The sequence below is a fragment of the Rhodopseudomonas sp. BR0G17 genome (assembly GCF_010907025.1).
Taxonomy (GTDB): Bacteria; Pseudomonadota; Alphaproteobacteria; order Rhizobiales; family Xanthobacteraceae; genus Rhodopseudomonas; species Rhodopseudomonas palustris_H.
In genome coordinates this window covers 22,923-42,736 of record NZ_QUML01000028.1, presented here as the reverse complement: position 1 = coordinate 42,736, position 19,814 = coordinate 22,923, and the positions used below count along the sequence as shown (strand labels likewise).

At 65.5% G+C, this 19,814-nt stretch carries 18 protein-coding genes and 1 riboswitch; of the genes, 7 read left to right on the top strand and 11 right to left on the bottom strand.

Annotation, left to right across the window (positions count from 1 at the left end):
- Positions 1-11: 11 nt before the first annotated feature.
- A complete protein-coding gene (locus DY467_RS19270; protein WP_164638312.1) occupies positions 12-1,298 on the top strand; it encodes an MFS transporter in 1,287 nt (428 codons plus the stop codon).
- 115 nt (positions 1,299-1,413) lie between these two features.
- On the opposite strand, the gene DY467_RS19265 is transcribed toward DY467_RS19270, so the two are convergent.
- A complete protein-coding gene (locus DY467_RS19265; RefSeq protein ID WP_107346335.1) occupies positions 1,414-2,634 on the bottom strand; it encodes an ABC transporter substrate-binding protein in 1,221 nt (406 codons plus the stop codon).
- Positions 2,635-2,869: 235 nt separating this feature from the next.
- Between DY467_RS19265 and DY467_RS19260 the strand changes: the two genes are divergently transcribed.
- Complete coding sequence (locus DY467_RS19260; RefSeq protein WP_164638310.1) at positions 2,870-4,126, top strand: ATP-grasp domain-containing protein; 1,257 nt, start codon at positions 2,870-2,872, stop codon at positions 4,124-4,126.
- A 28-nt stretch (positions 4,127-4,154) separates the two neighbouring features.
- On the opposite strand, the gene DY467_RS19255 is transcribed toward DY467_RS19260, so the two are convergent.
- From DY467_RS19255 to DY467_RS19245, 3 genes are all read right to left on the bottom strand, one after another.
- Entirely contained in the window at positions 4,155-4,349 is a 195-nt protein-coding gene (locus tag DY467_RS19255; RefSeq protein ID WP_164638308.1) for a hypothetical protein, read from the bottom strand.
- A 172-nt stretch (positions 4,350-4,521) separates the two neighbouring features.
- On the bottom strand, positions 4,522-4,809 hold the full coding sequence (locus DY467_RS19250; RefSeq protein ID WP_107346332.1) for a hypothetical protein: 288 nt from the start codon (positions 4,807-4,809) through the stop codon (positions 4,522-4,524).
- A gap of 171 nt (positions 4,810-4,980) precedes the next feature.
- Entirely contained in the window at positions 4,981-6,930 is a 1,950-nt protein-coding gene (locus DY467_RS19245; protein WP_349627663.1) for a TonB-dependent receptor plug domain-containing protein, read from the bottom strand.
- A 181-nt stretch (positions 6,931-7,111) separates the two neighbouring features.
- Positions 7,112-7,314, bottom strand: a riboswitch (cobalamin riboswitch).
- Between the two features lie 131 nt (positions 7,315-7,445).
- Between DY467_RS19245 and DY467_RS19240 the strand changes: the two genes are divergently transcribed.
- From DY467_RS19240 to DY467_RS19230, 3 genes are all read left to right on the top strand, one after another.
- Positions 7,446-8,162 carry a DUF938 domain-containing protein gene (locus DY467_RS19240; RefSeq protein ID WP_164638355.1) on the top strand — a complete coding sequence of 239 codons (717 nt, stop codon included), beginning with the start codon at positions 7,446-7,448 and terminating at the stop codon, positions 8,160-8,162.
- A 75-nt stretch (positions 8,163-8,237) separates the two neighbouring features.
- Positions 8,238-9,485 carry an MFS transporter gene (locus DY467_RS19235; protein ID WP_164638304.1) on the top strand — a complete coding sequence of 416 codons (1,248 nt, stop codon included), beginning with the start codon at positions 8,238-8,240 and terminating at the stop codon, positions 9,483-9,485.
- A gap of 86 nt (positions 9,486-9,571) precedes the next feature.
- Complete coding sequence (locus DY467_RS19230; RefSeq protein WP_164638302.1) at positions 9,572-10,789, top strand: MFS transporter; 1,218 nt, start codon at positions 9,572-9,574, stop codon at positions 10,787-10,789.
- A 54-nt stretch (positions 10,790-10,843) separates the two neighbouring features.
- On the opposite strand, the gene DY467_RS19225 is transcribed toward DY467_RS19230, so the two are convergent.
- Positions 10,844-11,389 (bottom strand): carboxymuconolactone decarboxylase family protein, encoded by a 546-nt coding sequence (locus DY467_RS19225; protein ID WP_164638300.1) that lies wholly within the window; start codon positions 11,387-11,389, stop codon positions 10,844-10,846.
- Between the two features lie 165 nt (positions 11,390-11,554).
- Between DY467_RS19225 and DY467_RS19220 the strand changes: the two genes are divergently transcribed.
- Together DY467_RS19220 and DY467_RS19215 are read left to right on the top strand one after the other, a co-directional pair.
- On the top strand, positions 11,555-12,739 hold the full coding sequence (locus DY467_RS19220) for an acyl-CoA dehydrogenase family protein (RefSeq protein WP_164638298.1): 1,185 nt from the start codon (positions 11,555-11,557) through the stop codon (positions 12,737-12,739).
- Between the two features lie 155 nt (positions 12,740-12,894).
- Complete coding sequence (locus DY467_RS19215; RefSeq protein WP_164638296.1) at positions 12,895-14,034, top strand: acyl-CoA dehydrogenase family protein; 1,140 nt, start codon at positions 12,895-12,897, stop codon at positions 14,032-14,034.
- A 344-nt stretch (positions 14,035-14,378) separates the two neighbouring features.
- Here DY467_RS19215 and DY467_RS19210 read toward each other — a convergent pair whose 3' ends face one another.
- The 6 genes from DY467_RS19210 to DY467_RS19185 all read right to left on the bottom strand — a co-directional run bounded on the left by DY467_RS19210 (position 14,379) and on the right by DY467_RS19185 (position 19,767).
- Positions 14,379-15,413, bottom strand: coding sequence for an amino acid ABC transporter substrate-binding protein (locus DY467_RS19210; protein ID WP_164571057.1), 1,035 nt, complete (start codon positions 15,411-15,413; stop codon positions 14,379-14,381).
- Positions 15,414-15,453: 40 nt separating this feature from the next.
- The gene (locus DY467_RS19205) at positions 15,454-16,047 is read right to left on the bottom strand and encodes a L,D-transpeptidase (RefSeq protein WP_107346325.1); all 594 of its coding nucleotides are present in this window, start codon (positions 16,045-16,047) and stop codon (positions 15,454-15,456) included.
- A 41-nt stretch (positions 16,048-16,088) separates the two neighbouring features.
- Positions 16,089-16,220: a DUF2474 domain-containing protein gene (locus DY467_RS19200; RefSeq protein ID WP_107346324.1), complete on the bottom strand. Its 132-nt coding sequence runs from the start codon at positions 16,218-16,220 to the stop codon at positions 16,089-16,091.
- Complete coding sequence (gene cydB / locus DY467_RS19195) at positions 16,217-17,221, bottom strand: cytochrome d ubiquinol oxidase subunit II (protein ID WP_107357305.1); 1,005 nt, start codon at positions 17,219-17,221, stop codon at positions 16,217-16,219. The genes DY467_RS19200 and cydB overlap by 4 nt, the downstream gene beginning before the upstream one ends.
- Positions 17,222-17,240: 19 nt before the next feature.
- Complete coding sequence (locus DY467_RS19190; protein ID WP_164571059.1) at positions 17,241-18,647, bottom strand: cytochrome ubiquinol oxidase subunit I; 1,407 nt, start codon at positions 18,645-18,647, stop codon at positions 17,241-17,243.
- A gap of 508 nt (positions 18,648-19,155) precedes the next feature.
- Positions 19,156-19,767, bottom strand: a complete 612-nt coding sequence (locus DY467_RS19185; RefSeq protein ID WP_107357303.1) for a sigma-70 family RNA polymerase sigma factor — start codon at positions 19,765-19,767, stop codon at positions 19,156-19,158.
- Positions 19,768-19,814 lie beyond the last annotated feature (47 nt).

Here is a 19,814-nt window from a genome sequence, read left to right as displayed (position 1 = left end):
GGGAGCACGCCGTGACCGCGCAGCCGACGCCGCAGGGTGCCTGGAGGATCACCTTCCTGCTGTTTCTCTTCATGGTGGTGAACTTCGCCGACAAGATCGTCGTCGGCCTCGCCGGCGTGCCGATCATGCAGGAGCTGAAGCTATCGCCCGAACAATTCGGCCTGCTCGGCTCGTCGTTCTTCTTCCTGTTTTCGATCGCCGCAATCGTCGTCGGCTTCATCGTCAATCGCGTCGAGACCCGATGGGTGCTGCTGGCGCTGGCGCTGGTGTGGGCGGTGGCGCAGTTTCCGATGGTCGGCGAAGTCTCGTTCGCCACCTTCGTGATCTGCCGCATCATTCTCGGCGCCGGCGAAGGGCCGGCGTTCTCGGTCGCGGCGCATGCGATCTACAAATGGTTTCCCGACCATCAGCGTACGCTGCCGACCGCGATCCTGTCGCAGGGCTCGGCGTTCGGTGTGATCCTGGCGGTGCCGGCGCTCAACTGGATCATCGTCAATCACTCCTGGCACTACGCGTTCGCGGCGCTCGGCATCGTCGGGCTGATGTGGGCGGTGGCGTGGCTCGCGCTCGGCAAAGAGGGGCCGCTGGTGCCGAGCCCGGCGGTCGCGGCAGCCGAAGTGCGAATTCCCTACGCGCGGCTGCTGACCTCGCGCACCTTCATCGGCTGCGTGCTGGCGACCTTCGGCGCCTATTGGGCGCTGTCGCTTGGGCTGACCTGGTTCACCACCTTCATCATCCAGGGTCTGGGGTTCAGCCAGCATCAGGCCGGGCTGATCTCGATCACCCCGTGGGTGTTCGGTGCCTGCGTGGTGCTGTTCACCGGGTGGCTGTCGCAGCGGCTGATGCAGCGCGGCGTCTCCAGCCGGATGGCGCGCGGCGTGCTCGGTGCGGCGCCGCTCCTGGTCGGCGGCGCCATCATCCTGATGCTGCCCTATATCGACAGTCCCGTTGCGCAGATCGTCGCTCTGGTGGTCGGCTCTGGCCTGTGCGGTTCGATCTACGTGGTGTGTCCGCCGATGATCGCCGAGTTCGCCCCGGTGTCGCAGCGCGGCGCCGCGATCGCGATCTACGGCGCGCTGTACACGCTGGCGGGGATCATAGCGCCCTGGGTGATGGGCAGCGTGCTGCAGCACGCCAGTTCGCTGCTGCACGGCTATGTGGTCGGCTACGCCATCAACGGCGCGGTGCTGATCGCATCAGGTGTCGCCGGCCTGGTACTGCTGTGGCCGAACACCGAACGGGCAAGGCTGCTGCGCAGCGCCGAGCCGGTGTCTCTCGGACTGCGCAAGCCGGCCTGAGTTCGCTGGTGGCGTGTCGAGTTTCGGCGCCTTCGCCAACTTCAGACGATCCAAAAATGGAAATGGCCGGGACGAGCCCGGCCATGACGTCGTTCGATGTGTAGGGCTGCTGAGCCTACTGGCTCGCCGCATCTGTGTTGAACACTTCGCCTTCCGGCACCCAGCTCTTGCCGTCGAACCGCGCGATCTGCATCTGGGTGTAGGGCGCGTAGCGGTCCGGACGGGTCGAGATCTTGATGCCCGGCAGCAGCAACGGCGCCGCGGTCGGCTTGATGTTGGTGGCCTGCTTCAGCAGGTTGTCGCGGGTGAGGTTGTCGCCGCAGGCTTCCAGCGTCTTCACCGTCATGTAGGCCGAGATGTAGCCGATCACGACGCTGCTGTCGGCGATGTCGCCCTTCGGAAACGACTTGGCGAGGAATTCCTTGAATTCCTTGACGTCGGCGTCGTTCTCGAACCGCGGATCGGTCGGGGTCTTCATCGCGAGTGCGGTCAGCAGTCCGGTGGAAGCTTCGCTGCCGGCCGGCTCGAGCACACCCTTGATCGAGCTGGCGACGCTGACGACGAAGTTCAGCGGCTTCCAGTTCAGTTCATGCACCTTGCGGATCGCCTGCGCGCCGAACTTCGGCGTTGCCATCGTGAACAGCGTATCGGCGCCGGACGCCTTCAGCGCGACGATCTGCGAGTCGACGGTCGGGTCGGTGACCTCGTAGGTGACCTCCTTGACGATCATCGTCTTGGCCTTGTCGCCGAGCCCGTCCTTGAGGCCCTTGACGTAGTCCTTGCCGGCGTCGTCGTTCTGCGAGAACACGCCGAGCTTGGCGTCGGGTTTGTTCTTCAGCAGGTACTTGGCGAAGATCATGCCCTCCATCTGGTAGGGCGGGTAGAGCTGCGTGGTCCATGGGAAGTTCTTCGGATCGTCCCACTTCGCCGCGCCGGTCGAGATGAAGATCTGCGGCACCTTCTTGGCGTTGAGATATTTCTGAGTAGCCGAATTGGTCGGCGTGCCGACGGTGCCGACGATCGCCAGCACTTCTTCCTGCTCGACCAGCTTGCGGGTTTGCTCGACTGTCTTGGGCGGCGAATAGGCGTCGTCGAGGCTGATCAGGTTGATCTTGCGGCCGTTGACGCCGCCTTTGGCATTGATCATCGCGTAGTAGGCGCTCTGGACTTGTCCTTGCACGCCGTAGGCCGAGGCCGGGCCGCTATACGGCATGGTCTGGCCGATCTTGATCTCGGTGTCGGTGACGCCGGGGCCGTATTGCTTCTGGGCGAAAGCAGGCTGAGCTGCAGCGAGCGCGACGGCGCTGGCCAGGAGGAGCGAGGTGCGAATGGACAAATGTGTTTCCTCTCGTTGAAAGCCGCACTCTGCGGTGCGGGCTGAAGGTCGATCGTCCGAGCTTGTTGTTTGCGGTGCGATCTTGCTTACGGTCTCACGAGAACCGCCGCGGTTCAATTGAATTACGTGGTGACGTAGCGGCGCAGGCCGCTCGCATCTGCACAAATTTCGTGAAACGGACTAAGTGCTGCTAGACTGCCCGCCCGATGGGATAAGGGAGTATCAGTGCAACGCGATGATTACTCCCGCACATCGCCGGCTGCGTGTGCTGCTGTCCGAGGGCGGCAGCACCTCGGCGCGCCAGGCGATCACCGTGCTCGGCCTCGCTGGACATCACGTCGAAATCTGCGATCCATCGCCGCTATGCCTCGGCAGGTTCTCGCGCTTCGTGCGTGCGGTGCATCGTTGCCCGCCGCTGCGCCGCGATCCCGCCGGCTATCTCGATTTTGTAACGGAGCTGCTGGCGGCGCGCCGGTTCGATGTGCTGTTGCCGATTCACGAGCAGGGCTTAGTGTTCGCCCGCGCTCTCGATCGCATCGCAGCGCTGACCGGCGTGGCACTGCCGCCGTATGCCAGCTACCGCACCGCGGTGACCAAGGCCGGCTTCAGTCGGGTGTTGGAATCGCTCGGTCTGCCGCAGCCGCCGACCCGGATCGTGACCTCGGAGGCCGAACTGCGCGAGGCCGCTCGCCCTCCCTGCGTGATCAAGACCTCGGTCGGCACCGCCAGCCGCGGCGTCTGGCGGGTGATCGATCAAGCGACGCTCGATCCGGCGGTGCGTGAGCTGGTCGCATCCGATGGATTTGCCGGCGAGGTGTTGGTGCAAGACTTCGTTGCTGGCCGGATCGAGCACGCCCAGGCGGTGTTCGATCGCGGCGCACTGCTGGCGCTGCACGCCTATCGACAGGTCGCATCAGGGGCGGGCGGCGGCCCGGCGCGTAAGCTCAGCACGCGGAGCGATGAGATTCGTCAAGACGTCGCCACGATCGGCGCAACCTTCGGCTGGCACGGCGCGCTGTCGTTCGATCTGATCCGGCCGGTGGCCGATGCGCGGCCGCTCTATATCGACTGCAATCCGCGGTTGGTTGAGCCGATGAGCGCGCAGCTTGCGGGGCTCGACCTCGTCGATCTGTTGCTGCGCCTGTCGCTGGGCGAGCATCCGCCTGCGGCTGCGCCGCCGCGGGATGGTGTTCGCAGCCATCTCGGCATGCAGGTGCTGCTCGGCTGCGCGCTGGGTGGTGGCACCCGGCGTGACGTGATGCGGGAGTGCGCGCGACTGATGCTGCGGCAGCCGCCTTACGCGGGCAGTGCCGAGGAGCTGACACCCGTGCGGCAGGATTGGTTCAGTGCTGTGCCGCTGGCCGCAACGGCTCTGATCCTGCTCGCCCAGCCAAGTCGCGCCGCAGCGCTGGCGGCAAAAGGTTGGGGCGATCATCTGCTCGATGCGGCGGCGCTGGCGCGGATCGATCAAGGATTTGGGCAACAGGCTTGATGCGCCGACTCGTGCGCGGGCCTGCCTGTTACAGATCCTTGGTGTAATCGTCGCGATCGCGGGACGGCGCGCAGATGTCGCCGGTCTCATACAGATCGTCGTCGGGGGCAGGCGCGGGAGTCGGCGGCGTGGGCTTGGCTTCGCCTTTCCCCTCGCTATTGCCGGATTTCTTGTCGCGTTTGGGAGCAGCGGCCTTGGACCGCTTGCGTAGGAAGCCGATCATTGGCTCTCGGTTCCGTAATGGCCGGCGCGGGTGGTCCGAAGGCGCACACGCGGCCAGCGTTGTTGTCAGCTCAGTTCAACTGCGACGACGATCCAAGACTAGACTGGTTCGTCACAGCCCGCACGCGATTTTCGCATCGTGCGATGCCGCAGTGCGATGCTTTGCGTCGCGATCAGGTTCGCCGACCTGAGCTCTGCTGGTCGGCCAGCCATTCCGACAAGGGGCGCGGCTTGTCGTCTTCCACCTTCTTGGTGCCTCGCTTGGTGGGGGAGGCCGCCGTTCTGGTTCGCTTGGTCTTGCTCGATGTCGCCGATTGCGGCATCGCAGCTTCGCGGGCGAGCCGCAGGGCGCGCAGGCGCGCCATGTTGTCCAGGACCGCTTTCGCTGCGGCGTCGCGTTCGGTCTTGCCGCCGTCGCCTTCAGCGGCGCTGCCAGCGCGGTGATCGTCGTCGTTCGTCATTCTTCCAGTTCAATTGCATTCAATTCGGGAGGCGGCGTGATAGCACGAAAAAAGCCTCCGAACAGCCTTTCGGCATTCGGAGGCTCTTCGACATTGGTTTCGCGCATGAGCCCGTGTGCCGGGAACATGGCGTCCGCCGCCGACGTGTGCGGCGGCGGAACACGATGATCGCTAGTTGGTGACGCGGACGCCCGCGAAAGCGCCGAATCCGGGCTGCAGGAAGCCGACCGGCACCTCGTATTTCTTGTCGAACAGGTTGTCGATGCGGCCGAACACGGTGACGTGCGGATCGACCTCATAGCTCGCCGCCAGGTTCACGGTGGTGAACGACGGCGCGTCGAGCAGCGTGGTGCCGAACCGGTCGTAGTCGACCCACGAGCTGGTGTAGAGCACGGTCGCCGACACCGTGGCGCGCTCGACCGGATTCCAGATCGCCGCCATCGTCACCTTGTTGTCGGGACGCCGCCGCAGCTTCTGGTCGGTGGTCTGGTCGATGGCGTGCGTATAGGTGTGGTCGACCCGGAAGCGCAGCGTCTCGGTCGCCTGCCACGACACGAACGACTCGACGCCCGAGGTGCGCGCCATGCCGATGTTCTTGTAGCTGTAGCCGCCGATCGTCACGTCGTAGCCGGTCGAGTTGATCAGGTCGTTGATCTCGTTGTTGAAGTAGGTCGAACCGAAAACGACGCGGTTGGCGAACAGCGGCTGTTCGAAGCCGACGTCGTAGCCCTTGCTGGTCTCCGGCTTCAGCGCCGGGTTGCCGATCGTCGCGTAGGCCGGGTTGTTGACATAGAGCTGGGTCAGCGTCGGCGCCTTGAAGCCGGTGCCGTAGGTCGCCTTCAGCCGGGTCTCGAGGGTCGGCACGATGAACACCGGGGCGACCCGCCAAGTCGAATGTCCGCCGAAGCTGTCGTTGTCGTCGTAGCGCACGTTGGAGACCAGGAAGAAGTTCTTGGTGAACTCCGACTGCAGTTCGACGAAGCCCGCGGTGTTGCCGGTGCGGGCGCGCAGCGTCTTCTGCTGGTAGTTGCCGGCGAAATCATAGTCACCGACCGAATTGGTCCGGATCGTCTCGTCCTGGCGTTCGGTGCCGACCACCAGTTTCTGCCCGTAGCCGACGTCGAGCACGCCCTTCCAGTCGAACTTGGTGCGTTCACCGGTGTATGAACTTGGCGGCGAGATGCCGGTGGCGAAGGTGAAGATGTTGGTGGTGAAGTCCGGATTCGGATTGAACGTCCGATTCCATTCGTTGCTGTAGCTGACGCCGAACGTGCTGGTGAAATTGCCGAGCGGCGACCACACCGCTTCGCCGCGGGTCATGAAATCGCGGCTTGCGGTCGTGCTCTGCAGCGTCTCAGGGAACGAGTTCGGATAGCGCGAAAAGTCGTCGCCGGTGAAGCCCTTGTGGGCGTCCGTGTAGCGCGCGACGTAGTTGAAGGCGAGTTCGTCGCTGGCACGGACACCGAGCCGGGTCGAATAGGTCAGGTTGTCGTAGTTGTCGTTGTTGCGCTGCTGGCCCGGCGCCAGCAGATCGAGCGGCGTCACCGGCAGGCTGGTCGTGCGGTAATGCGCGACGTTGAAGGCGTAGTCGAAATTGTCCTGCGAGCCTGCGGCGCGCGCGGTCTGGTTGAAGGTGCCGAACGAGCCGCCTTCGATCGAGCCGGTCAGCTTGGCCGGGCCGCTTCCGCGCTTGGTGACGACGGAGATCACGCCGCCGATCGCGTCCGAGCCGTACAGGCCGCTCTGCGGGCCGCGCAGCACTTCGATCCGTTCGATGTCGGAGGTCAGCAGATTGGCGAAATCATAAGCGCCGTTCGGCTTGCTCGGATCGCCGGCATCGATGCCGTCGATCAGCACCTTGACGTGGTTGGAGTTGGTGCCGCGCATGAAGATCGAGGTCGAGCCTCCGGGGCCGCCGGTGCGCACCACATTGAGGCCGGGGACCATGCTGAGCGCGTCGGCGGCGGTGCGCTGCTGATAGCGGGCGAGATCGTCCGCGGTGATCACGGTCACCGAGCTCGCCACCTGCTCGCGCGGCGTTTCGGTGGCGGTGGCGCTGACCACGATCTCGGGCAGCACGTCCTGCGCGGCGGCAGGCGTGGTGAGCGAGAGCGCGGGCACCAGAATGGTGGAGGCAAGAAGCGCGCGTGAAAGTGCGGAGCAAGGCCGCGGCGCGGCGGGTCGGGATTGCATAAGGTTCAACCTCGGCTGACGTCTGTGGCACGTCACAGCGAACGAGGTCTCACCGAGCTTTGCGAAAGCGGTGAAGACAATGCCTGCAATTCCCGGCCGGCAACTTCGCGTGTGACCACGAATGACGGCAGGTCTCCTGGCTCGCAGTTGATCTTCCGTCGCCTTCCCAGGACCGAGGTTCCCAGTGGCATCCGACGAAAGACGATCCGCTTACAGTTGCGGGAACAGCTACGGCCTAGAACGCGAAAGTGTCTGCGTCCGCACCGTATTCCCTTTTCATCCCTCTCGGGAACCGTCAGCGCCATTAGAAGTCGCGGAATTGGCGAGTCAATTCGCCCATGGCGGCGAACAGGTGCAATCGTGGTCGGATTGTGACGAGCTGTGACTTGCGTGTAACAGCCGGGTCTGTACACCTCGCACGATAGTGGATGTGGCAGGTGGTGATGGCGGAGTTCGTGGTGGAGTTCGGCAAGGACGGGCGGCGGGTCGAACCCGACGGCCGGCTCGACGCCGCCGCGTTTCATCGCAACGATGCGCCGATCCGCGCCGTGCTGGCCCGGCTGCTCGCCGGGCGGCAGGGCGACGTGCTCGAAGCCGGCAGTGGCACCGGCCAGCACATCGCAGCGCTGGCGCGCGAGCATCTGGATATCGTGTGGTGGCCGAGCGACGTCAACGACCAGCACCTCAAGAGCATTGCCGCCTGGCGCGCCCACGCGGCGCTGCCCAATCTAAGGCCGCCGCAACGGATCGACCTGGCCGATCCCGCCTGGTCGGTGGCGCCGGCCGACGGGGCGGAGCCCGGGCCATTGCTGGCGATGTTCTGTGCCAACGTCGTCCACATCGCGCCGTGGCGCGTCGCCGAAGGGCTGCTGGCCGGCGCCGGACGTCTGCTACGCCAGGACGGCATGCTGGTGCTGTATGGACCGTTCAAGCAGGACGGCAAGCACACCGCGCTCAGCAATGCGGTGTTCGACACCAGCCTGCGCGACGCCAATCCGGAATGGGGTGTCCGCGATGTTGCGGATCTGGAAAAGCTCGCGGCCGGCGCCGGTCTGGCGCTGAGCGAGATCGTCGAGATGCCGGCCAACAACCTGATCCTGGTGTTTGTACGGGCAAAACCGGCGGAGGCCCATGCGGCCGCCGGTGGCCCGGCGGGTTGATCACGCCCGGCCCGGCCCTATGATGCGCGCGCAATCGCCGGCCGTCGTCGGCCGGTGCGAGGAGAATCCCTGCCGATGGTCGATGCGACGGCCAACGACATCGTCGAAGACGATGCCCGTGCCCGTTCCAACGTGGTGCGGCTGGTCGCGGCGCAGGCGCTGACCGGCGCCAACGCCGCGGTGATCTTCGCGACCGGCTCGATCATCGGCGCGCAGCTCGCGCCGGAGATGTCGCTCGCGACCGTTCCGCTGTCGATGTACGTGCTGGGCCTTGCCGCCGGCACGCTGCCGACCGGTTGGATCGCGCGGGTTTACGGTCGCCGCGTCTCGTTCATGATCGGCACCGGCTGCGGCGCACTCACCGGCGTGCTCGGCGCTGTCGCAATTCTCTACGGTTCATTCTTGCTGTTCTGCATCGCGACGTTCATCGGCGGGCTGTATGCCGCCGTGTCGCAGTCCTATCGGTTCGCCGCCGCTGACGGCGCCAGCGCGGCCTATCGCCCGAAGGCGGTGTCGTGGGTGATGGCCGGCGGCGTGTTCGCCGGCGTGCTCGGTCCGCAGCTCGTGCAGTGGACCATGGATGTCTGGCAGCCTTTTCTGTTCGCATTCTCCTATGTGGTTCAGGCGGCGATCGCGCTGATCGCGATGGCGGTGCTGTGGGGCGTCGATGCACCCAAGCCGAAGCCGGCCGAGCAGGCCGGTGGCCGGCCGCTGCTGGAGATCGTGCGGCAGCCGCGCTTCATCGCCGCGGCGCTGTGCGGCGCCATTGCCTATCCGATGATGAATCTGGTGATGACCTCGGCACCGCTGGCGATGCAGATGTGCGGCCTGAGTGTCGGCGATTCCAATTTCGGCCTGCAGTGGCACATCGTGGCGATGTACGCGCCGAGCTTCGTTACCGGCTCGCTGATCGCCAAATTCGGCGCGCCGCGCGTGGTCGCGGCGGGCCTGATCCTGGAAGCGCTCGGCGCGTCGATCGGCCTGCTCGGCGTCACTGCCCCGCATTTCTGGGCGACGCTGTTCGTGATCGGCGTCGGATGGAATCTGGCGTTCGTCGGCGCCTCGGCGCTGGTGCTCGAGACGCATCAGCCGAGCGAGAAGAACAAGGTCCAAGCATTCAACGACTTCATCATCTTCGGCCTGATGGCGCTGGGCTCGTTCTCGTCCGGCCAGCTGCTGGCGAACTACGGCTGGACCACCGTGAATCTCGCGGTGTTCCCGCCGGTGCTACTCGGCCTGATCGTGCTGGCGATCACCGGTTGGTCGAAAGTCCGGAAACGGGTGGCTGAGGCCGCCAGTGAACTATCCGATCGCGGCGTCTGAGCCGCGCAACAACACGTCCGGCCCTAAGCCGGGACAGGGAGTGAAGCAATGCCGTCGCGTGCGACCGGCCGCGCTCGCCGCCGCCAATGGTGACCGCTCCCGCTCCCGACGAGACCTCGTTCCGCTATCACGGTTGGCGGATCGTCGCGGTGTGCTTCATCGTCGCCACCTTCGGCTGGGGGCTCGGCTTCTACGGCCAGAGCGTGTACCTCGCCGAATTGTCCCGACTTCATGGCTGGCCATCGTCGCAGATCGCGACTGCCACCACGTTCTTCTATCTCGCCGGTGCGCTGCTGGTGGCGTTCGTCGGCGATGTGATCCGCGCCATCGGCGCGCGCGCCTGCCTGCTCGGCGGCATTGCGGCGATGGCACTCGGCACGGTGCTGCTCGGCCGCATCGACGCGCCGTGGCAGCTCTATGCGGTGGATGCGATCCTCGCGGTCGGGTGGGCCGGCACCAGTCTCGGCGCGATCACCAACACGCTCGGCCTGTGGTTCGACCAGCGCCGCGGCATGGCGATCAGCCTGGCGCTGAACGGCGCCAGCTTCGGCGGCATCGCCGGCGTGCCGCTGCTGGTAGCGCTGATCGGCGGGCTCGGGTTCACCGGGGCGACCACGGCGGCGGCGATCGCCGCGGTGGTGCTGCTGATGCCGCTGGTCGCGATCGTGGTCGCGCCGCCACCGCATCTCTCCAGTGCTGCGCCGGCGGCCACTGCACCGCGGGCGCTCTCGTCCGGCGCGATCCGCAGCGGCGCGCTACGCGACCTCGGTTTTCTGACCGCCACCATCGGATTCTCGCTGGTGCTGTTCGCGCAGGTCGGGTTCATCGTCCACCTGATCGCCTATCTCGATCCGCTGATCGGACGGGAGCGTGCCGCGGTGGCGATGTCGCTGCTGACCGCGATGGCGGTGGTTGGCCGGGTGTCGCTGTCGGTGGTGATCGACCGCCTCAATCAGCGTCTGGTCTCGGCGCTGTCGTTCGCCAGTCAGGCGGTGGCGCTGGGTGTGCTCATCTCGACTCGCGACGCGACGCTCTTGTTGGTCGCCTGCGCGCTGTTCGGCTTCTCGGTCGGCAATCTGATCACCTTGCCGGCGCTGATCATCCAGCGCGAATTTCCGGCGTCGTCGTTCGGCATCCTGGTGGCGCTCAACACCGCGATCAACCAGGTCACCTATGCGTTCGGCCCCGGTATCATCGGCCTGCTGCGCGACGCGTCGGGCAACTACACGCTGCCCTTCGCCGGCTGCATCGCGCTGCAGCTCGCCGCTGCAGCGCTGATCATGGTGCGACTGAGGCGAAGATAACCGTTTCTATGGTCATCCGGGGCGCGCGTCTTCGGCGTGTCCCAGAGGACTGCTTTACACCAGCTCCGGCGTCTCGCCGTCGGGAAGCGGGAACTGGTAGGCGTTGAGCGTCATCGACACCATGGTGTAGTAGCCGCACAGCCCGATCACTTCGACCAGGCCGCGCTCGCCGAGCAGCCGCGTCGCTTCATCATACAGCGGCTGCGGCAGCCCCTTCGCTTCGTGCAGCGAGCGGGCGACGTCGTAGATCACCTGCGCCTTCGGATCGTCGAAAGTGGGCGTGCGCCGGTCGCGGATCGCATCGATGATCTTGGGATCGAGGCCGCCATCGAGCGCCATCTTCTTGTGCGCGTACCATTCGAATTGCGCGGTCCAATGCCGCGCGGTGACCAGGATCGCCAGCTCCGACAGCGCCGGCGTCAGCGAGGTGTCGTAGCGGAGGAAGGCGCCGAGCCGGGTGGCATGCCGGGCCATCTCCGGGCTCGCCAGCCACGCCATCATCGGCGGCGGCGGGCTGCCGCGCTTGCTGGCGATCGACTCGTCATAGATCGCGCGTTGCTCGGCGCTCATTTCGCCAGGCGAAAGCAAATTCAGGCGCATCCTCGTTTGTCCTCTTTGGCTGTCGGGCGTTCGTTCCCTAGCACATCGCCGCAAGACCGCCGCGGGAGACGGATATTGAATTCCACCGCGCGACGCGCCAAGGTCGCCGCCAACAAATGCATCGCCGGCGTGCAACGCGCCGGCGCAAATGTGGATGGAAACCGCATGACCGATCTCGATACATTCCGCGCCGAGACCCGCGCCTGGCTGGAGGCCAATTGCCCCGCCGAGATGCGCACGCCGATGCAAGGCGATGAGGACAATTTCTGGGGCGGCCGCAACGCCAAATTCGCCTCCGAGGCGCAGAAGGTCTGGTTCGAGCGGATGCGCGACAAGGGCTGGACGGTGCCGGACTGGCCGACGCAATACGGCGGCGGCGGGCTCGATGGTGCGCGCCACAAGATCCTGCGCGAAGAGATGGCGGCGATCGGCGCGCGCTCGCCGCTGTCCTCGTTCGGCATCTGGATGCTCGGACCGGCGCTGTTGAAATATGGCAACGAGCAGCAGAAGGCCGAGCATCTGCCGAAGATCGCGCGCGGCGAAATCCGCTGGTGCCAGGGCTATTCCGAGCCGAACGCCGGCTCCGATCTTGCGTCGCTGCAGACCCGCGCGGAGAGCGATGGCGACGATTTCATCATCAACGGCTCGAAGATCTGGACCTCTTACGCCAACTACGCGGACTGGATCTTCTGTTTGGTGCGGACCGATCCGACCGCCAAGAAGCATGACGGCATCAGCTTCATCCTGTTTGACATGACCTCGAAGGGCGTGACGACCAAGCCGATCCTGCTGATCTCCGGCAAGTCGCCGTTCTGCGAGACCTTCTTCGACAACGTCCGGGTGCCGAAGTCGCACGTCGTCGGCACCATCAACCGCGGCTGGGATGTGGCGAAGTATCTGCTGCAACACGAGCGCGCGATGATTTCCGGGATGGGCGGCCGCGACGGCGGCCGGCCGCTCGGCCAGGTCGCGGCGGATTCGCTCGGTACCGACGATCAAGGTCGGCTCGACGATCCGATCCTGCGCGGCCAGATCGCGACGTTCGACGTCGACGAGGCGGCACTCGCCTGCGCGGCTGAGCGGGCGGTCGATCTCGCCAAGGCCGGGCAACTGCATCCGGCGTTTTCGTCGGCGATGAAGTACTACGGCACCGAGCTGAACAAGCGCCGCCACGAGATTCTGATGTCGGCCGGCGGCATCGATGCGCTGGAGTGGGAGAGCGAGCGCAGCCAGGAAGGCGCCCGCGCCCGCGCCTGGCTGCGCACCAAGGCCAACTCGATCGAAGGCGGCACCAGCGAAGTGATGCTCGGCATCGTCGCCAAGCGCATCCTGGATCTGCCGGGGGCGTAGTCGGTGTCCTCATCCTGAGGAGCGGCCGTCAGGCCGCGTCTCGAAGGATGAGGGGCCACGGCGCTCATGGTTCGAGACGGCGCGCTGCGCGCGCCTCCTGACCATGAGCTCCTCGTATCGTTGCAACATCATTGATCTGATCGGAAACCTCACCCATGGCTCTCGTCCTCACCGAAGAACAAACCATGCTGCGCGACTCGGCGCGCGGGCTGATCGGCGACAAGGCGCCGGTGGCGCATTTGCGCAAGCTGCGCGACGAGCGCGACGCCACCGGCTTCTCCCGCGACTTGTGGAAGAGCTTCGCCGAGATGGGCTTTGCCGGCCTGCTGGTGCCGGAGGAGTTCGGCGGCTCGGGGCTTGGCTGCGTCGAGGCCGGCGTGGTGATGGAGGAGATCGGCCGCAACCTGACGCCGTCGCCGCTATTGTCGACCGCGATCCTGGCGGCGTCCGCGCTGGCTCGCGGCGGCTCGGAGGTGCAGAAGAAGGCTTACTTGCCGAAGATCGCCGACGGCTCGCTGATCGCCGCGCTCGCGGTCGACGAAGGCGCCAAGCATCGGCCCGCGAAGATCGCGCTGGCGGCGACGCGCGCCGGCAATGGTTTCAGGCTGAAGGGCAACAAGGCGCTGGTGGTCGACGGCCACGTCGCCGACCTTCTGATCGTCGCGGCGCGCAGCGCGGGGCAACTTGGCGACGCGGATGGGCTGACGCTGTTCCTGGTCGATCCCAAAGCCAAGGGCGTCGCGATCGAGCGCACCGTGATGGTCGACGCACACAACGCGGCGCGGATCAGCTTCGACGACGTCGAGGTGAATGCCGATCAGGTGCTCGGCGAGGTCGATCGCGGCGGCGCGCTGCTCGAGGCGGTGCTGAACGTCGGCCGCGCGGCGGTCGCCGCCGAAATGCTCGGCGTTGCCGACGAGGCGTTCGGGCGGACGGTGAGCTATCTGAAAGAGCGCAAGCAGTTCGGCAAGCTGATCGCCGAATTCCAGGCGCTGCAGCACCGCGCCGCGCATCTCTACACCGAGATCGAGATCCTGCGCGCCGCGGTGCTCAAGGCGCTGCAGGCGGTCGATGCGGATGCCGCGCAGGCGCGCGTGGCAGTCGCGGTTGCCAAGGCCAAGGCCGGCACGGTGGCGACGCTCGCGGTGCAGGAAGGCGTGCAGATGCACGGCGGCATGGGCATGACCGACCAGTTCGACATCGGCCTGTTCATGAAACGCGCCCGCGTGCTGCAGGAACTGCTCGGCGACAGCGCCTACCACACCGAAGCGCTGGCGGAGTGGAAGAAGTACTGAGCTCCCTTCGTCAGGACGCTTCCGTGGTCATTCCGGGGCGCGAGCGCTAGCTCGCGAACCCGGAATCCCGAGATTGCTTTGAGATCTGGTCCTGAACCGCGAGATTCCGGGTTCGCGCTACGCGCGCCCCGGAATGACGGACGAGAGGGTGCTATCAGCGGTTGGCGTTCAACGCCAAAGACCTTCAACCCCGCCCACAGTCGTCATCCCCGCGTATGCGGGGATCCAGTATTCCAGAGACTTCGTTGCTGATCGCCGGCGCTCTGCAATACTGGGTCGCCCGCCTTCGCGGGCGATGACGGTCGAGGGTGTAGCAGCGCCGACGAGACGGACTGACGCCGTTCCTACCTGATCGGCGGCGCGTACTGAATGCCGCCGTTGCTCCAGAGCTGGTTCATGCCGCGCGGGATGCCAAGTTTGCCGACGTTGCGGTCGTAGACTTCGCCGTAATTGCCGACGTGGCGGATGACGCGGGCGGCCCAGTCCTTCGACAGGCCGAGATCCTCGCCGAACGCGCCTTCGGTGCCGACCAGGCGCATCACGTCCGGCTTTTTCGACTTCAGCGCTTCGCCGATGTTCTGCGAGGTGACGCCGAGCTCTTCGGCGTTGATCATGGCGTACAGCGTCCACTTCACGATCATCATCCAGTCGTCGTCGCGCTGGCGCACCACCGGTGCGAGCGGCTCCTTGGAGATGACGTCGGGCAGGATGACGTGGTCGCCGGACTTTTCGAAGGTCTTGCGCAGCGCGTAGAGCTGCGACACGTCGGCCGTGAAGGTGTCGCACTGGCCGTCCTTGTAGGCCTTCACGACGTCGTCGAACTTCTCGGACTTGACCTCCTGAAACTTCATGTTGTTGGCACGGAAGTAATCGGCGAGGTTGAGCTGGGTGGTGGTGCCGTTCTGGACGCAGACCTTGCTGCCGTCGAGTTCGACCGCGCTGTCGATCTTGCGCGAGGCCGGCACCATGAAGCCCTGGCCGTCGTAATAGGCGACCGCCGGGAAATACAGGTCGTAGTTGGTTTCGCGCGACATGCTCCAGGTCGAGTTGCGCGACAGGATGTCGACCTTGCGGCTCTGCAGTTCCTTGAAACGCTCGTTGGCGTCGAGCGCCACGAACTGGACCTTGTTCGGGTCGTCGAAGATCGCCGCCGCCACCGCGCGGCAGAAGTCGACGTCGAAGCCGGTCCAGTTGCCCTTGTCGTCCGGCGTCGAGAATCCGGGCAGGCCCTTGTTGACGCCGCACAGCACGGCGTCGCGGCGGATGGTGCGCTTCAGCGTCTTGGTGTCGTAGCGCTCATAGGTGATCGCTGCCGCCGCGATGCCCGCCGCGACCACGAGCCCGATCGCGAGCCCGGTCTGAAACGTCCGTTTGAACATGCTGAGTCTTTCGCAATGAGAAGGGAAGGCCGCCGCGCCGTTACAGCTCGGGCTTTTGCCGGACCACCACCTTGGTGCCGACCGGCACGCGGTCGTACAGGTCCATCACGTCGGCGTTGACCAGCCGGAAGCAGCCGGACGAAATCGCGGTGCCGATGGTGTCGGGGCGGTTGGTGCCGTGGATGCGATACACCGTCGAGCCGAGATACATCGCCCGCGCGCCGAGCGGATTGCCCGGGCCGCCGGCCATGAAGCGCGGCAGATAAGGCTGGCGCTGGATCATCTCCGGCGGCGGCACCCAGTCCGGCCATTCGGCCTTGCGCGAGATCTTCAACAGGCCCTGCCAAGTGAAGCCTTCGCGGCCGACGCCGATGCCGTAGCGCAGCGCGCGGTTGTTGCCCTGAACCAGATACAGATAGCGTTCGGAGGTCTGGACGATGATGGTGCCGGGCGCTTCGGTGGTGCGGAAATACACCATCTGCTTCTGCCACTCCGGCGGCAGCACGTAGCCGTCGTCGGCGATCAGACCGGGCTCGTCACCGGGATCCTGCTGCTGCGCGTAGCTCGGCATCGAAGCGAGCGTGACCAGGGCTGCCGCGGCCACCACCCGGCTCAACAAGCGCGGAAATCTCATGATACCCCCATCGCAAACCACTGGCGGGGCTATGTATCACGTCAGCCCTTACCGATCCACAACCGCAGCAGCAGCGAGACCAGCGTCACCGCGCCGACACCGGCGAGCCACAGCGCCACGAACCACAGCAGTCGTCGTGGCAGCGGCGTTTTCGGTTCAATCGGCGCGCTCAATGATAGCCGTTCTCCGGATCGACCTTGCCGCGAAACACCCAATAGGCCCACGCCGTGTAGGTCAAGATGATCGGCACCAGGATGGCGACGCCGACCAGCATGAACAGCTGGCTGTTCTCGGGAGCGGCGGCCTGCCAGATGGTGATGCTGCGGGGCACCACATAGGGCCACAGGCTGATGCCGAGGCCCGCATAGGACAGCGCGAACAGGCACAGCGTCAGCAGGAACGGCTGATAGTCGCGGCGCTGCGCCAGCGCGCGCAGCAGCAGCGCGGTGACGATGGCGACCGCGAGCGGCACCTGCGCGGTGGCCAGCACGTTCGGCCAGGCGAACCAGCGCTGCGAATAGTCGTAGCTGAGGAATGGCGTCGCGGCGCTGACGGCGACGATCGCGGCGAGCAGCGCGAACAGCAGCCAGCGGCTCAGGCGATACGCCTTCTCGCGCAGGTCGCCGGTGGTCTTCATCACCAGCCAGGTGGCGCCGAGCAGCGAATAGCCGATCACCAGCGCGACGCCGGTGAGCAGGCTGAACGGCGTCAGCCAGTCCCACCAGCCGCCCGCATAGCCGCGGCCTTCGACGTGAACGCCCTGCAGCAGCGCACCGAGCGCGATGCCTTGCGCCAGCGTCGCCACCAGCGAGCCGAGGAAGAATGCGATGTCCCAGCGGTTGCGCTCGCGCTGAGTGCGCCAGCGGAATTCGAATGCGACGCCGCGAAACGCCAGGCCGAGCAGCATCGCGATGATCGGCGTGTACAGCGCCGGCATCAGTACCGCGTAAGCCAGCGGAAATGCCGCAAACAGCCCGCCGCCGCCGAGCACCAGCCAGGTCTCGTTGCCGTCCCACACCGGCGCGACGCTGTTCATGATGACGTCGCGGTCGCGCTTGGTCCGAAACAGCGGAAACAGAATGCCGAGCCCGAGGTCGAAGCCGTCCATCACCACATAGACGAACACCGCAAAGGCGATGATGAAAGCCCAGATCGTCGCGACGTCGTAAGCCATGGTCACAGCCGAATCCTGCTCAACTGAATCTGCGGGTGGCGATCGCCGGCGCCGGCGTGATGCCGGCGGCACGTTCGGGCGTATCGCCGCGCGGGCCCTCTTCGCCGTGGTGCGGCGGATGCGCCATCAGTCGCAGGATGTAGACCACGCCTGCGATGAAGATGGCGAAATACACCACGATGAAGGCGATCAGCGACGTTGCCACCGCCGGGGCGGCCAGCGGCGATACTGAGTCGACGGTGCGCAGCAGGCCGAACACGGTGAACGGCTGCCGTCCGGTTTCGGTGGTCACCCAGCCGGCCAGCACGGCGATGAAGCCGGCCGGCCCCATCGCCAGCGCGAAGCGGTGCAGCGGACGCGATTCAAACAGCCGGCCGCGCCAGCGCAGCCACAGGCTGAACACGCCGAGGCCGAGCATCAGGAAGCCGAGCGCGACCATCACGCGGAACGACCAGAAGGTGATCGGCACCGGCGGCCAATTCTCACGCGGCACGGTGTCGAGGCCGGCGAGCGGCGCGTCGAGCGAATGCTTGAGGATCAACGACGACAGTTTAGGAATCTGCAGCGCGTAGCGCACCACCGCGGCGTCCTGGTCAGGCAGGCCGAACAGGATCAGCGGCGCACCGTCAGGATGGCTCTGGTAGTGGCCTTCCATCGCCATCACCTTGGCGGGTTGGTGCTCCAGCGTATTGAGGCCATGCGCGTCGCCGGCGAAGATCTGGATCGGCGCCACCACGGCGATCATCCACATCGCCATCGAAAACATCATCCGCGCGCCGGGCTGCCGGGTGTTGCTCAGCAGATGATAGGCGCCGACCGAGCCGACCACGAGCGCGGTGGTCAGGTAGGCGGCCAGCACCATGTGGGCGAGACGATACGGGAATGACGGATTGAAGATCAGCTTGAACCAGTCGACCGCCACGAACTGCCCGGCCTCATTGACGCCGTAGCCGGTCGGGGTCTGCATCCAGGAGTTGGCCGACAGAATCCAGAACGCGGAGGTCAGCGTACCGATCGCGACCATCAGCGTGGCGAGGAAGTGCAGCCGCGGCCCCACCAGCTTGAGGCCGAACAGCATCACGCCGAGGAATCCCGCCTCGAGGAAGAAGGCGGTAAGCACCTCATAGGCCATCAGCGGGCCGAGCACCGGGCCGGTCTTGTCCGAGAACACCGCCCAGTTGGTGCCGAACTGGTAGGACATCACGATGCCCGACACCACGCCCATGCCGAACGCGATGGCGAAGATCTTCATCCAGTAATTGAACAGGTTGATGAAGACTTCACGCTTGGTCCACAGCCACAGCGCTTCGAGCACCGCGAGATAGCTCGCAAGGCCGATCGAAAAGGCGGGGAAGATGATGTGAAACGACACCGTGAAGGCGAACTGGAGGCGCGCCAGCACCACCGGATCAAGACTTTCGAACATCCCACCGATCCGTAGACGTGAGCGTAAGATGATGCGCACATCATCGAGCGACTATGTATCGCCGCAGTGTATCGATGCCTAGACGGCAGCGGTTAACAATTCCGCGACGGCGCTGCACTCAATCGAAAATCGTCCGGTTTGTTCCTGATTTGCGTGGCATCGATCGTGCTGCGTCAACACAACGCATCGGCGTACCTTCAACAAGGCAAAACCCGGACGAGGGGGCATCTCGTCCGGGTCCCTTGGAGGCCTACGATGGGGTGTCGGAGGCTTTGAAAATTCGCTGTCGCGCGACCTGCGTTTGGTGGCCGCTGCGTCGATGAAGATTACCCTAGCAGGCTGATCTTTCCGTTCGATGTCGTCGATCGTTTCAATTGTTTCGTTCGACGATCCGGCATCGCTGTGTTGACTATAGTGACCAGCACATCGTGGCACGAGGGCGGCGAACCAGAACCTCTCCAAACTGCCGGCGTGCGACCAAGCGGCGCGGACAGCCTCGCGTGCGACGTCAGGCCGCGAGGCTTTCGACGCCGTGGCGCTTCAGCAATTCGGCAAGCTGCTTGCGGGCGTAAAACATCCGGGTCTTCACCGTGCTCTGCGGAATGCCGACGATGCGTCCGACTTCCTCGACCGACTTCTCATGGTAGTAGACGAGATTGATGATCTCGCGATGCGCCGGCGACAGTTTGGCGATGCAGGCGCGCAGGATGTCGCTGGTGCGGCTGCGGTCGAGCGCGGTCTCGGGCGAGTCCGAGCCGTCGGCGATCTCCAGCACGTCGTCCTGATCGATGTCTTCGTGCTGGCGCTGGCGCAGCGCGGTCAGCGACTTGAACCGGGCGATCGACAGCAGCCAGGTCGACACCTGAGCGCGGCCTTCGAACTGCCGGGCGGTCCGCCACACGTCGAGGAAGACTTGGCTGACCAGGTCTTCGGCGGTCGCGGCGTCGCGCACCATCCGCAGGATGAAGCGATACACCCGCACATTGTGCCGGGCGTACAGAGTATGCATCGCAGTCCGGTCACCGCCCGCAATGCTGGCGAGCAGCATTTCATCGCTCGTGGCTCTGGCGGCCAGGATGCCCAGGCGGCCGGCGTCGTTGAGCGCAATGACGTTCTGCATGACGAGCTCCCTTCGTGCCGCGCTCCCCCGCGGCGTGTTGGGAGAAC

Coding starts and splice junctions, on each gene's coding strand:
- DY467_RS19215 (WP_164638296.1), top strand. CDS start 12,895: ATGGCTCTCGTCCTCACCGAAGAACAAACCATGCTGCGCGACTCGGCG.
- DY467_RS19205 (WP_107346325.1), bottom strand. CDS start 16,047: ATGAGATTTCCGCGCTTGTTGAGCCGGGTGGTGGCCGCGGCAGCCCTG.
- DY467_RS19230 (WP_164638302.1), top strand. CDS start 9,572: ATGGTGACCGCTCCCGCTCCCGACGAGACCTCGTTCCGCTATCACGGT.
- DY467_RS19190 (WP_164571059.1), bottom strand. CDS start 18,647: ATGTTCGAAAGTCTTGATCCGGTGGTGCTGGCGCGCCTCCAGTTCGCC.
- DY467_RS19220 (WP_164638298.1), top strand. CDS start 11,555: ATGACCGATCTCGATACATTCCGCGCCGAGACCCGCGCCTGGCTGGAG.
- DY467_RS19210 (WP_164571057.1), bottom strand. CDS start 15,413: ATGTTCAAACGGACGTTTCAGACCGGGCTCGCGATCGGGCTCGTGGTC.
- cydB (WP_107357305.1), bottom strand. CDS start 17,221: ATGGCTTACGACGTCGCGACGATCTGGGCTTTCATCATCGCCTTTGCG.
- DY467_RS19185 (WP_107357303.1), bottom strand. CDS start 19,767: ATGCAGAACGTCATTGCGCTCAACGACGCCGGCCGCCTGGGCATCCTG.
- DY467_RS19250 (WP_107346332.1), bottom strand. CDS start 4,809: ATGACGAACGACGACGATCACCGCGCTGGCAGCGCCGCTGAAGGCGAC.
- DY467_RS19260 (WP_164638310.1), top strand. CDS start 2,870: ATGATTACTCCCGCACATCGCCGGCTGCGTGTGCTGCTGTCCGAGGGC.
- DY467_RS19235 (WP_164638304.1), top strand. CDS start 8,238: ATGGTCGATGCGACGGCCAACGACATCGTCGAAGACGATGCCCGTGCC.
- DY467_RS19240 (WP_164638355.1), top strand. CDS start 7,446: ATGGCGGAGTTCGTGGTGGAGTTCGGCAAGGACGGGCGGCGGGTCGAA.
- DY467_RS19255 (WP_164638308.1), bottom strand. CDS start 4,349: ATGATCGGCTTCCTACGCAAGCGGTCCAAGGCCGCTGCTCCCAAACGC.
- DY467_RS19225 (WP_164638300.1), bottom strand. CDS start 11,389: ATGCGCCTGAATTTGCTTTCGCCTGGCGAAATGAGCGCCGAGCAACGC.